The 12,951-nt window shown below is 71.0% G+C and carries 11 protein-coding genes; all 11 read right to left on the bottom strand.

The window, feature by feature from the left end; all coding sequences use genetic code 11:
* Window positions 1–80: 80 nt before the first annotated feature.
* Window positions 81–1,043: an ABC transporter substrate-binding protein gene (locus FF100_RS18130; RefSeq protein WP_139037096.1), complete on the bottom strand. Its 963-nt coding sequence runs from the start codon at window positions 1,041–1,043 to the stop codon at window positions 81–83.
* 28 nt (window positions 1,044–1,071) lie between these two features.
* Window positions 1,072–1,998, bottom strand: a complete 927-nt coding sequence (locus FF100_RS18125; RefSeq protein ID WP_139037095.1) for an ABC transporter substrate-binding protein — start codon at window positions 1,996–1,998, stop codon at window positions 1,072–1,074.
* A gap of 57 nt (window positions 1,999–2,055) precedes the next feature.
* The gene (locus tag FF100_RS38375) at window positions 2,056–3,822 is read right to left on the bottom strand and encodes an amino acid ABC transporter permease/ATP-binding protein (RefSeq protein ID WP_139037094.1); all 1,767 of its coding nucleotides are present in this window, start codon (window positions 3,820–3,822) and stop codon (window positions 2,056–2,058) included.
* A gap of 37 nt (window positions 3,823–3,859) precedes the next feature.
* Window positions 3,860–4,381 (bottom strand): GNAT family N-acetyltransferase, encoded by a 522-nt coding sequence (locus tag FF100_RS18115; protein WP_139037093.1) that lies wholly within the window; start codon window positions 4,379–4,381, stop codon window positions 3,860–3,862.
* 20 nt (window positions 4,382–4,401) lie between these two features.
* On the bottom strand, window positions 4,402–5,580 hold the full coding sequence (locus tag FF100_RS18110) for a M20 aminoacylase family protein (RefSeq protein WP_139037092.1): 1,179 nt from the start codon (window positions 5,578–5,580) through the stop codon (window positions 4,402–4,404).
* A complete protein-coding gene (locus FF100_RS18105) occupies window positions 5,577–6,923 on the bottom strand; it encodes an LLM class flavin-dependent oxidoreductase (RefSeq protein ID WP_139037091.1) in 1,347 nt (448 codons plus the stop codon). Before FF100_RS18105 ends, FF100_RS18110 begins: the two co-directional genes overlap by 4 nt.
* Before the next feature lie 18 nt (window positions 6,924–6,941).
* Window positions 6,942–7,931: an MsnO8 family LLM class oxidoreductase gene (locus FF100_RS18100; RefSeq protein ID WP_139037090.1), complete on the bottom strand. Its 990-nt coding sequence runs from the start codon at window positions 7,929–7,931 to the stop codon at window positions 6,942–6,944.
* Between the two features lie 414 nt (window positions 7,932–8,345).
* Window positions 8,346–9,659, bottom strand: coding sequence for an NtaA/DmoA family FMN-dependent monooxygenase (locus FF100_RS18095; RefSeq protein ID WP_139037089.1), 1,314 nt, complete (start codon window positions 9,657–9,659; stop codon window positions 8,346–8,348).
* 66 nt (window positions 9,660–9,725) lie between these two features.
* A complete protein-coding gene (locus tag FF100_RS18090; protein WP_139037088.1) occupies window positions 9,726–10,346 on the bottom strand; it encodes a GNAT family N-acetyltransferase in 621 nt (206 codons plus the stop codon).
* A gap of 354 nt (window positions 10,347–10,700) precedes the next feature.
* A complete protein-coding gene (locus FF100_RS18085) occupies window positions 10,701–12,071 on the bottom strand; it encodes an LLM class flavin-dependent oxidoreductase (RefSeq protein WP_139037087.1) in 1,371 nt (456 codons plus the stop codon).
* Window positions 12,072–12,269: 198 nt separating this feature from the next.
* The coding region (locus FF100_RS18080) for an LLM class flavin-dependent oxidoreductase (protein ID WP_139037086.1) at window positions 12,270–12,951 on the bottom strand (682 nt) is incomplete at its 5' end.

The raw sequence follows: 12,951 nt of genomic DNA, 5'->3' as shown, positions 1-12,951 counted from the left end.
AGGATCTGGCGATAGCGGCGGCTGCGACGTTGTGGGGCACCAGGAAGGCGAGGCGCGGAATCGCGAGGAGCGCCATCGCGTCAGTACTTCGGCAGGCCGGGCGGGTTGGTCTCGGAGCGCGGCAGCGCCTCCTCCTCCAGGCCCCAGCGCGCGAGCATCCGACCATACGTCCCGTTCGCGATCAGGCCGTTGGTGGCCTGCGTCAGTGCATCGACGAGGCCGCTGCCCTTCCGCGTCGCGATCGCCACGTCGGACTTGAGCGGCCAGCCGGCGCTGAGCGTGCCGACCCGCCGGATATCCCGGTCGCGGGCCGCCACGAAGACGAGCTGGGCGTGCGGCTGCACCACCGCGTCGGCCCGGCCCGAGCGCAAGGCGACGAGGCGCGCCGCCTCGTCGTCGAAGAGCTGCAGGTCGATGGGCTTCAGGCCCGCCGCTACGTTCTGTCGGCTCCACTCGACCAGGATGCGCTCCTGGTTGGTGCCGCCGCCGACGCTGATCGTCAGCCCCGCCGCGTCCTTCGGCTCGCGGATATGGTCGATCCTGCTGTCGGCGCGCACGAAGAAGCCGTGCAGGCCCTGGCGATAGGTCGAGAAGTCGAACTTCTCCTTGCGCTGCTCGGTGACGCCGACATTCGAGATCACCGCGTCGTAGCGCCCCGAGGCGAGGCCGAGCGGCCAGTCGGCCCAGGCCACCGGGACGAGGGCGAGCTTCAGCCCAAGGCTGTCGGCGACGAGCTGGGCGAAGTCGGGATCCGCGCCGATGACGGTCTTCGCATCGGTCGCGTAGGTGCCGAGCGGGGGGCCGCCCGGGGTGATCGCCACCGTGAGGGTTCCCGGTTCGACGAACCGGTACCTGTTCGGGAGCCGGGCGACCGCCGCCGGGTCGGCCTCGGCGCGGACCCGGCCGGGCTGCTCGGGTCCGAGGTCGACGAGCGCACCCTGCGCCGCGGCGGGCAGGATCGCTCCGGCGCAGGCCGCGCCGACGAGGAGCGGCAGGAGCCGGCGCCGCAAACTCGTGATGAAGAGGTTCCTGGGGACGCTCATGGAGACGCTCATGGGGATCTTTCGGCTCTCAGGCCCGCGGCAGGCCGGGCGGGTTGGTGCGCGATTCCTCGATCGCCTCGGCCGAGAGGTTCCAGCGCGCCAGCGCCGTGGCGTAAGTGCCGTTGCGGATCTGGGTGTTGATGGCGTGCGTGATGCCCTCCGCGAGGCCCGCCCCCTTCCGGCTCGTCACGGCGATCTCGGCCGCCACCGGCCAGCCGCCGCTGAAGTTGCCGGCGAGCCGCGTCTTGCCCTCTCGGGCCGCCTTGAAGCTCAGAAGCGCGTTGGGGCCGAGATAGGCGTCGGCGCGGCCCGATTCGAGGGCGAGGTAGAGCACCACGTCGTCGTCGTAATACTGCGCCTCGACGGGCTTGAGGCCGGCCTTCACGTTCTGGTCGTTCCAGCGCAGCAGGATCTGCTCCTGGTTGGTGCCCGAGGAGACGATGACCTTGAGCCCGGCCACGTCCTTCGGCTCGCGGATGACGAGGGGGTTGCCCGCCTTGACGTAGAAGCCGAGCAGGTCCTTGCGGTAGGTCGAGAAGTCGAACTTCTCCTTGCGCTGCTCGGTGACGGTGACGTTCGAGATCACCGCGTCGAACCGGCCCGACGCGAGCCCCAGCGGCCAGTCGGCCCAGGAGGTCGAGACGATCTCGAGCCGGCGGCCGAGCGCGTCGGCGACGAGCTGGGCGAGGTCGATTTCGGCGCCGATCACCGTCTTCGTATCGCTGGCGTAGCCCGCGAAGGGGAGACGCCCGGTGTTGTTGCCGACCGTGAACACGCCGTCACGGGCGAACTTCGCGTCCTTGGCGATCAGCCGGATCGCCTCCTCGTCGCGGGGCGCGCGGACGCGGCCGGGCTGCTCGGGGGAGAGGTCGATCGCCTGCGCCAAGGCACGGCCGGAGAGGAGGGCGGTCGAGGCGGCGGCGAGAAAGGCGAGCGAGTCGCGGCGGGTCGGCACGGGGCGAGGTCCTTCGGGGGAGGGCTGAGGGGCGGGGGAGGGTAAGGGTGGGGAGGGTCAGAGCACCTTGGCGAGGAATTCGCGGGTGCGGGGATGGTCCGGCGCGGTCAGCACGCGGGAGGGCGGGCCCTGTTCGAGGATCCGGCCGTCCTCCATGAACACCACCTGGTCGGCGACCTCGCGGGCAAAGCCGATCTCGTGGGTGACGATCACCAGGGTGGTGCCGGAGAGGCTAAGTTCCTTGATCACGTCGAGCACCTCGCCGACGAGTTCGGGGTCGAGGGCGGAAGTCGGCTCGTCGAAGAGCAGCACCTTGGGCCGCAAAGCCAGCGCGCGGGCGATGGCGACGCGCTGCTGCTGCCCGCCGGAGAGCTGGCGCGGATAGGCGTCGGCCTTGTCGGCGAGACCGACCCGGGCGAGCAACTCGCGCGCCTCGGCGACCGCCTGGGCCCGGGGCAGGCCACGAACGGTGACCGGCGCCTCGACGATGTTCTCGATCACCGTGAGGTGCGGGAACAGGTTGAAGCTCTGGAACACCATGCCGACATCGACGCGGCGGGCGAGGATGTCCTTCTCCTTGAGCTCGTAGAGCGTGTCGCCGTCCTGGCGGTAGCCGATCAGATCGCCGTCGATAGCGATGAAGCCGGCATCGACCCGTTCGAGATGGTTGATCGCCCGCAGGAGCGTCGACTTGCCGGAGCCGGACTGACCGATGATCGCCGTCACGCTGCCGGGCCGCAGGGCGAGGCTGACCGCGTCGAGCACCTTGAGGGGGCCGAAGCTCTTCGAGACATTCGTGATGCGGATCTCGCCGCCCTGGCGGGCGGGCAGGACCGACGACGGTGAGACGGCCGGGACGGCGGGCCGTGCAGGAGCGCTGGCCCGGCGCAGGCGCTTGAGCGCGGTGCCGATCAGCGAGGGCGGCGGGTTCCGCAGCGCGCCGCGTGCGTAGTAGCGCTCGACGTGGCGCTGGACGAACGACAGGACGCTGAGGATCACCAAGTACCAGACGGTCGCCACCATCAGGAGCGGGATGACCTCGAGGTTGCGCCGGTAGATGACCTGGATCGTGTAGAACAGCTCGGGCAGGGCCAGGATGTAGACCTGCGAGGTGCCCTTGGCGATGCTGATGACCTCGTTGAAGGCGGTCGGCAGGATGGTCCGCATCGCCTGCGGCAGGACGATGCGCGAGACCTGGCGGCGGCGCGGGAGCCCGAGCGCCGCGGCGGCCTCGTGCTGGCCCTGGTCCACCGCCAGGATGCCGCCGCGCACGATCTCGCTGGAGAAGGCGGAGGCGTTGAGGGTCAGCCCGATCACCGCGGCGAGGAACGGCGTGATCGCTTGCGTCGTCTGCCAGGAGGCGAGCGTGATCCCGGTGAACGGCACGCCGAGCCAGATCGTGTCGTAGAGATAGCCGAGATTGTTGAGGATCAGGAGCAATACGATCAGCGGGATCGAGCGAAACAGCCAGACGTAGCCCCAGGCGAGCCCCGAGAGCAGCGGCGAGCCGGAGACCCGGGCGAGCGCGAGCAGCGTGCCGAACAGGAAGCCGAGGACCGTCCCGAGCGCCGTCAGGAGCAGGGTGCGCCCGAGCCCGACCAGCACCGGCTCGGCGAAGAACCACTCGGCGAACACGTCCCAGCCCCAGCGCGGGTTGGAGAGGACCGAGTACAGGACGCCCGCGATGACGAGACCGGCGAAGATCGTGCCTGTGGTGCGGGCCGGGTAACGGGCCGGGACGACGCGAAAGCCGCTGAAGTCGCGACCGGGGGAGGCGGCGCGGGCCTGCGCGGGTAGGTCCGCCACGTTGGCAGCGAGGGGCATGGGGGATCGGGCTCGGCTACAGTGAGGGATCGTTCGATCAGGCGGCTGTGCGCTGCGGGCCGGTATCCGTCAGCGCGGCGCCCGGCAGCGCCTTCTCGAAGGGCAGGATGCCGTAGGTCTCGGGATCGACGTCGAGGTCGAACAGGGGCGTATAGCCGAGGCCGAGATAGAGCCCCTTGGCCTCGGGCTGGCGAAAGCCCGTCGTGAGGGTGGCCCGCACGTAGCCCTGCCGCACGGCCTGGGCCTCCAGCTCCGCGACGACCCGGCGCGCCAGGCCCTGGCGGCGAAAGGCGGTGTCGGTCCAGACCCGCTTCAGCTCGGCGGTCCGCGCGTCGAAGCGCTTGAACGCGCCCCCGGCGATCGCGACGCCGTCGCGCAGGAGGAGCAGGAAGTGGCCGTCCGGGCCTGCGAAAACCTCGGGCGGGTAGCGGGTCATCTCGGCGCCCGGCGGATCGCCGAAGTAGCTGCCGTAGCGGGTGACGTATTCCTGCGTCAGCTGGTCGACGAGGGGCTTCGCCCGTGGGTCGAGGGGCGTGGTCGAGACGAACAGGTCGGGCATGGGCCGCTCCAGTCGCGGGATCAGGCGAGGAAGGTTTCGGCGAGGCGGACCCAGTAGCTCGCGGCAGGCGCGATCAGGGCGTCGTCGAAGTCGTAGTCCGGGCTGTGCAGCGGCGGCCCGTCGCCGTTGCCGACGAAGAGGAAGCTGCCGGGACGCGCCGCCACCAGGTGGGCGAAGTCCTCGCTCGCCATCCGCGGGCGGAACTCGTCCGCCACGCGCTCCGGCCCGAAGGTCGCGAGGGCGACCTCGCGGGCGAAGGCGGTCTCCGCCGGGTGGTTGCGCAGGGGCGGCAGGCCGCGGCGGTAGTCGACCTCTGCCTGAGCGCCGTAGCTCTCGGCCTGGGCGCGGGCGATCGCGGAAACCCGCTCTTCCAGCCGGTCGCGCACGGACGGCTCGAAGCTGCGGATGGTGAGCGTGAGGTCGACGCTGTCGGGGATCACGTTCGAGGCTTCGCCACCGTGGATGGCCCCGACGCTGACCACCGCCGCCTCGCGCGGATCGACGTTGCGCGACACCACGCTCTGCAGCGCGAGCACGATGGAGGATGCCGCCACCACCGGATCGACGGTCTCGTGGGGCGAGGCGCCGTGGCCGCCGCGGCCGACGATCCGGATCGTCGCCTTGTCCACCGCCGCCATCGCCGGCCCGGCGACGAAGCCGAACTGGCCGCGCGGGACGCCAGGCCAGTTGTGCAGGCCGAACACCGCGTCGACCGGGAAGCGCTCGAACAGGCCCTCGCCCAGCAGCGTCCGCGCCCCGGCGCCGATCTCTTCGGCGGGCTGGAAGATCAGCGTCAGCGTGCCGGAGAACTCGGCCTCGGCGAGGCGCCGGGCGGCAGCGAGCAGGATCGTGGTGTGGCCGTCATGGCCGCAGGCATGCATCGCGCCGTCCGTGGCGCTGGCATAGGGCAGGCCGGTGCGCTCGCGGATCGGCAGCGCGTCCATGTCGGCCCGCAGACCGAGCCGGCGCGCGCCGTTCCCCTTCCGCAGCACCCCGACCACCCCGGTGCCCCCGAGCCCGGCCGTCACGGCGTAGCCCCAGGCGTTCAGCCGTTCGGCCACGAGGCTGCTCGTGCGGGTCTCCCGGAAGGCGAGTTCCGGGTGCCGGTGCAAGTCCCGACGCAAGGCCGTGAACTCGGAGAGCGTCGCGAGGATGCCGGGGTCGATCCCCCGCTGAAGTTCACCCGTCCGGATCGTCATCGCCCGCCCGCCCGGCGCGCGGGCGCCGCGTCCTCGGCGGCGTAGCGGCTTTCGCGACGCGGGAGGCCGAGGTGGTCGCGCAGGGTTTTTCCGGGAAGCGTGCGATCGTAGACGCCGCGCGCCTCCAGCACCGGGATCACGAGGTCGACGAAGTCGTCGAGGCCCTGGCCGATGACGGGAAAGCCCAGCACGAAGCCGTCCGCCGCCCCCTGCTCGACGCGGGCGATCAGCTCAGCCGCGACCGCCTCGGCCGAGCCGACCAGGTCGGTGCGCGGGGTCGCCGCCTCGAGCGCTGCCTCGCGCAGGGTCTGGCCCTTCTCGCCGGCGTTGCGCTTGATGCGGTCGGTGGTGGAGCGGAAGCTGTTGCGGCCGATCTCGCCGAGGTCAGGGAAGGGCGCGTCGAGCGGGTAGGCGGAAAAATCGTGGTGATCGAAGAAGCGGCCGAGATAGGCGAGCGCATCGTCGATCGAGATCAGGTCGCGGATCGCCCGGTACTTCTCCTCGGCCTCGGCCTTGGTCCGCCCGACGATCGGGCCGGCGCCGGGGAAGACCTTGAGGTCGTCGGCCCGGCGGCCATGGGCGACCGCGCTCGCCTTGAGGCTGCGGTAGAGGCTCTGCGCCTCGGGGAGCGGCACGTGGTTGGCGAAGACCGCGTCGGCGTGGCGCCCGGCGAGCCCGATGCCGGCCTCCGACGAGCCGGCCTGGAACACCACCGGCTGGCCTTGGGCCGAGCGCTGGATGTTGAGCGGGCCTTCGACCTGGAAGAAGCGCCCCGTGTGGTCGAGGCGGTGCAGCTTGTCGGGATCGAAGAAGCGGCCGGTCTCGCGGTCGCGCGGGAAGGCGTCGTCATCCCAGGAATCCCACAGGCCCTTCACGACGTCGAGGTGTTCGCCCGCGATCTCGTAGCGGAGCGCGTGCTCGGGATGCGGCCGGCTATAGTTCCGCCCCGAGCCTTCCAGCGGCGAGGTCACGGCGTTCCAGCCGGCCCGGCCGCCGCTGATCAGGTCGAGCGAGGCGAATTGCCGGGCGATGGTGAAGGGGTCGCTGTAGGAGGTCGAGACCGTGCCGACGAGGCCGAGTGTTTCGGTGCTCGCCGCCAGCGCCGACAGGATGGTCAGCGGCTCGAAGCGATTGAGGAAGTGCGGGATCGACTTCTCGTTGATGTAGAGCCCGTCGGCCACGAACGCGAAGGCGATGCCGTTCGCTTCCGCCTTGCGGGCGTTGCGGATGAAGAAGTCGAGGTTGACGCTGGCATCGACCGGGTTGCTCGGGTGGCGCCACGCATTCATGTGGCTGCCGCCGCCCTGGAGCATCAGGCCGAAGGTGAGACGGGTCTGGGTCATCGCATGGCTCTCGAATTCTCAGGCCGCCAGCGCCGGGGCGTCGCCCGCGAGCAGGGTCACGGAGGCGAGGCGCTGAGCCGTGGCGGAAGGCGGCGTATCGATCACGAACTCCTCGATGCCGAAGCGGGCGTGGAGTTGGTCGAACTCGGCCCGGACGTGCCCGGCGGTGCCCGACAGCACGTGCGGCCGGCGGGCCTCGGTCCGGTAGGAGGCGGCACCGGCCTGCCGGGCGAATTCCGCGGCTTGCGCCTCGCTGCCGAGATTGACGCTCTGGCCGTCGGGCAGCGTGACCCGCACCACCTGGAGCGGGTCGGTCAGCGCCCGTGCCTCCTCGGTGGTCGCAGCCGCCAGCGCGGTGACGGCGAGAAGGGGCGGGGCCGGGGCGCCGGCCTGCGCGTAGGCTTCCAGGCTCGCCTCGATCGCCCGCGGATCGCCGTTGAGCTGGCCGGCATAGACGAAGCGCCAGCCGAGCGCTGCGGCCGTGCGTGCGCTGTCGGGGCTGGCGCCCAGCAGGATGCGCTCCGGAACCGCGGGCGGCGTCGGCAGGGCGCGCAAGGACCCCGTCTCGGGGGGGGCGAGGTAGCGGTCGAGTTCGGCGAGGAGGTCTTCGAAGGCGGTAAGCTCTGCCGGATCGTGCAGCCGCCGCAGGGCGCGGGTCGCGTCGGGCAGGCCTCCCGGGGCCTTGCCGATGCCGAGGTCGATCCGGTTCGGTGCCAGGGCGGCGAGCAGGTTGAAGGTCTCGGCGACCTTGTAGGGGCTGTAATGCGGCAGGAGCACGCCGCCGGATCCGAGACGGATGCGCTGGGTGCGGGCGGCGAGATGCGCGATCAGAACCTCTGGCGCGGTGCCGGCGAGACCCGGATTGGCGTGGTGCTCCGCCACCCAGAAGCGTGCGTAGCCGAGGCGTTCGGCCGCTTGCGCCAGCACGATCGTGCGCTGCAATGCGGCGGTGGCCGGCTCGCCGGGCAGCAGCGGGCTCTTGTCGAGGAGGCTCAGGCGATAGCTCATCGGGAACTCGGACGGTCGGAACGGCGCGGTGCCGCGAGGGTCCCGCACGGGCTGCTGCGATCGGAGGCGGCGGCCCCAGGCTCGGTCGGGGGAGGCCGGTTCGCGTCCGGTCCGGGCGCCGACGCCTCGGCGCGTCCGTGCCGCGGCCCGGCGATCGAGGTGAGGAGCGCGATCAGGATCATGGCGGGTTGTACCGGTCTCCCGCGCCACGGTTGGGGCGTTGCGCGTCAAGCATTCGTCGCGATCGGCGAAGCAGTTTGAAAAACCGAGCCGCGCGATTACGAAGCATCTGTCGTGAATTGATGCGATTATCTTCCTTGTCGTCGCCTGTCGTCAACGAAACCCGCTTCCAAAGATCGGCAACGACAGGGCAGAGCGCTTTGCCGGCCGGTGTGAAACCGGGAGGATCTTCTCCTAGGCCGCGCTGATGAGATCCGCGCCGGCGAGCGGCGGCAATTCGAGGTTGGAGCGGAAATCCTCGCCGAGATAGTCGATGTCGATCAGGCCGCGGCGCCGCAGCTCGGGCATGAGACCGTTGATCAGGAGATCTTCCTGATCCGGGTTGCCGAGCCCGTGCAGGGTGACGACGTCGAGGATCCCGGCGCGGTAGCGCTCCTCGAGGGCGTCGGCCAGTTGCTCGGGGGTGCCGGCGACCGACCAGTGGCCGGTCTCCTGCGCCTCGATGATGAGCCGGCGCAGCGGCAATCCCTGCTCGGCATAGCGGCGGAAGATCTCGGCCCGGCCGCGCCGGCGGTTGATGCGCGTCACCTCCGGCAGCAGCGACGCGGGAAGGGGCGCGTCGAGGGGAAGACCCGACAGGTCGATCTCCCCGCCCAGCATGTCGGCGAGCTTGAGCCGGCCCTGGTCGTAGTCGATCCGGGCGTGCTTCTCGGCGAGGCGCCGGCCGACATCGGCCTCGGACTCGCCGATGAGGCCATGGAAGGAATTTATCACGAAGGGCAGGCCGAGCCCACGCCCAGAGGCGGCGGCGCGCCGGCGCAGCTCGGCCGTGAAGGCGACGGCGCCTTCGAAGCTCGGCTGCGAGGTGTAGACCACCTCGGCATGGGCGGCGCCGACGGACACGCCCGCCTCCGACTGCCCGGCCTGGAACTGGACCGGGCGCCCCTGCGGCAACGGCGGCACGTTGAGCGGACCGGCGACCGTGAAGTGCCGGCCGCGATGGTCGATGCGGTGAAACTTCGACGGATCGACCGCAATCGCGCCCGACGCCTTCCGGGCGACCGCGTCGCGCGCGTTGGCGTCGAACAGGGCGTTGACGACCGCGATGAACTCGGCGGCCCGGTCGTAGCGCGACTCGGGGTCCGGCAGGGAGTCGCCGAAATTCTCCTCGCCGACCGAGGAGGTCACGGCGTTCCAGGCGGCGCGGCCGCCGCTGACGTGGTCGAGGGTGGCGAGCTGTCGGGCGAGGTTGAAGGGGTGGTGGAAGGTGGTCGAGACCGTCGCCACCAGCCCGATTCGGGAGGTCGCCTGGCTGAGCGCGGCGAGCGCGATCAGCGGCTCCTGCACGCCGGCGGTTCCGGCAAGGCCTGCGGGATCGATCTGCAGCAAGTCGGCCGTGAAGAGGCCGGTGATCCGCTCGGCCTCGGCCTTGCGGGCGAGCGCGACCGCGCGGCGCAGGCCGTGGCCGGGATCCGCGTCGTTCGCCGCCGCGACGAGAGTGGGGGCGCCGACGAGGGTCTTGAGCCGGCGGGGACGGGGCAGGGCCATGGGGGTTCCGGGCGAGGCCCGCCGGCGACGCGGCGGATTGGTGTGCAGGTGGGCGTGACGACGGGATCAGGCGGCCCGCGCCTGATGCGCTGCGATGCGGGCGAGGAGCCGTTGCTCCTGCTCCGCCTTCAGAGCGTTGACGCGGGCGGTTGCCGCCTCGAACGACGCGGCGGGTGGGTAGGCCGGGGTGGTGAGGCCGACGCTCGAACCCAGGGCTTTCTCGAACGGCAGGGAGCGGTACAGCAGCGGGTCGGCGGCACCATCGAAGAGCGGCCGGTAGCCGAGGGAGGCGTAGAGCGCCGTCGCCTCCGGCTGGCGAAACCCCGTCGTGAGGTAGGCCCGAGTGTAGCCGAGCCACAGGGCACTGTCCTCGAGGGCCTGGACCACACGCTTGGCGAGCCCCTGGCGCCGCAGGTCGGGCCGGGTCCAGATGCGCTTGAGTTCGACCGTCACGTCGTCGTGGCTCATGAACGCGCCACCGGCGATCGTCTCTCCGTCGCGCACGACGAGCAGGAAGTCCCCGAGCGGCGGGCGATAGGCCTCGGCGGGGTAGCGCAGGATCTCGGCCCGGGCGCCGCCCGGCCGGTTCACCGCGCCGTACCGGCCGTCATACTCGGCCACCAGCCCGTCGAGGAGGGGTTGGGCGGCAGGCTCCAGGGGGGACGAGCGGACGATGACGTCGGTCATGGTGGGCTCCGGGATCGGGGAATTCGGCACAGGGGCGCGCCGGCGCGCAGGCATCGGACGACGTCGGTCGAAGCAGCTCGCCGCGCCACGTCCGTGTTGATGATGGTCATCGCAGATCTGCCAGGACTTATCTCGCACCTAGCAGGGGCGTTTCTGGAAGAATCCTGCGATCTGGATTTTTCAACTATCGAGATATTCGACCAGTATCGCGGACCGCGTCAATGAAAGCGATCTCTCTTTTTGCGTGGATTCGAAGGACGAACAGGCTGCCAGTACCGGCCCACGTGGGAATCCCGCCATCCATCCGCGATCGCCGCGCGGTTCGGACGAAGCACGAGTCGCGTCCGCAGCGCCTCATCGCTTCCGGCGAAAGCCGGCGCCGGGATGGCTGTCGGCCAGCTGCGCGCCGCGTCCGGAAAACAGCTTCTCCCGCAACGTCCCCTCGCGATAGGCGGTCTTGAACACGCCGCGGGCCTGCAACTCGGGCACGAGCAGGGTCACCACCGCGTCGAGCGATTCCGGCATCACCGTGCGCACGAGGTTGAAGCCGTCCACATCCGTATCGTCCACCCAGGACAGGAGCTCGTCGGCGACCTCGCTGGCCGAGCCGACCACCAAAGCCGCCCGCGCGCCGGCCGGCGTGAAGTCGAGGAGGTCGCGCACCAGGGTCGGGCGCTCGGCACGGGTGAGGTTCTCCACCGTCGAGCGGATCGCGTGGGTGCGCCGGAAGGCGAGGGGATCGTCGAGGGACAGGCCCGAGAGGTCGATCCCGGTCCAGCCGGAGACGAGCGCCAGCTGGCCCGCCGCGTCGATGTAGCTCCGGTACTCGTCGCGCAGGTCGCGGGCCTCGGCCGAGGTCGGAGCGACGATCACGGTGGCGCCGAGGAAGGTCAGGACGTCGTACGGGTCGCGCCCCGCCTCCCGGGCCGCCTCGCGCACGCTTCGCACCGCCTTCGCGGCGGCGGGTTTCGTCGGGCCGTTGAGGAAGACGCTCTCGGCGTGCCGCCCGGCGAAGCGCACGCCCCGCTCCGAGGTGCCGGCCTGATAGAGGACCGGCGTTCGCTGCGGCGAGGGCTCGGCGAGGTGGCGCGCATCGACCTTGTAGTACGGGCCGTCATGCACGACGCGATGCACCTTGTCGGGCCGCGTGAACACGCCCGCCGCCCGGTCCCGCACGACCGCGCCGTCCTCCCAGGAGCCCTCCCACAGCTTGTAGACGGCCGCCATGAAGTCCTCGGCCGCCTCGTAGCGCTGGTCGTGGTCGCGCGAGACCGGCAATCCCATGCCGCGGGCGCCGCTGTCGAGGTAGCCCGTCACGATGTTCCAGCCGAGGCGGCCCCCGGTGAGGTGGTCGAGCGTCGTGAAGCGGCGGGCGAACTGGAACGGGTGGTCGTAGGTCAGGTTCGAGGTGATGCCGAAGCCGAGATGGCGCGTGACGTGCGCCATCGCCGAGACCGCGAGGATCGGGTCGGCGTTGGGCGCCTGGGCGCCGGCGAGGAGCGCGGCGTCGCCATTGCCGGCATAGACGTCGTAGAGGCCGAACACGTCGGCGATGAACAGCCCGTCGAGGAAGCCACGCTCCGCCGTCTGTGCCAGGTCCGTCCACCACGACAGCGTGTTGTACTCGGCCTGGGTGTCGCGCGGGTGGCGCCACAGGCCGGCCCAATTGTGCGACGGGGCAGCCATCTGGAAGGCGTTCAGGCGAAGCTCGCGGCGCATCGTCATGGTCTCGACCGAATCCCCTCACCGCGGCTCGCGGCGGCGTCTCACGGACGATGTCGCCGATGAGGGCACACGAGTCAAATTAGTTTATCAAAATTATCGACTATGCACCTGGCGTCTCCGACCGCGGTATCGCCGATGGATCTCTCGCCACACGATCTCGCAACGACGCTCCCCGGGGACCTGCCACGAGGAGCGACGTCAAGCCGGTGCCTTTGCCGATCGGCCGGCGGCGGGTGGGCGCGAGCCGAGATGCGCCCGCAGGGTCCGGCCCTCGTACTGGTTACGGAACAGCCCGCGGCGGCGCAGCTCGGGCAGGACCAGTGCGATGAAGTCGTCGAGCCCGCCCGGCAGGGTCGGCGGCATGATGTTGAAGCCGTCCGCGCCGCCAGCCCGGAACCGCGCCTCCATCTCGTCGACGATCTGGGCCGGCGTGCCGACGATCTGCGAATGGCCCCGCGCCCCGGCGATCCGCAGGTAGAGCTGGCGCAGGCTCAGCCCCTCGCGCCGGGCGAGATCGAGCATCAGCTGCTGGCGCGACTTGGCGCCCTCGGTCGCGGGCAGTTCCGGCACCGGGCCGTCGGGATCGAAGCCCGAGAGGTCGTGGCCGACCATGCGGCTGAGCAGCGCCAGCCCCACCACCGGGTCGATCAGCGCCTGCAACTCCTCGAACTTGTCGCGCGCCTCCGATTCGGTGCGGCCGACGACCGGGAACAGCCCCGGCATGACCTTGAGGTCGTCGGGGGAGCGGCCGAACCGCGCCATGCGGCCCTTGAGGTCGCGGGAGAACTCGACCGCCTCGTCGAGGGTCTGGTTCGCCGTGAACACGATCTCGGCGGTACGTGCCGCCAGATCCTTGCCGGGACCCGACGAGCCGGCCTGG

Source organism: Methylobacterium terricola, assembly GCF_006151805.1.
Taxonomy (GTDB): Bacteria; Pseudomonadota; Alphaproteobacteria; order Rhizobiales; family Beijerinckiaceae; genus Methylobacterium; species Methylobacterium terricola.
This window is presented reverse-complemented; position numbering and strand designations above follow the sequence as displayed.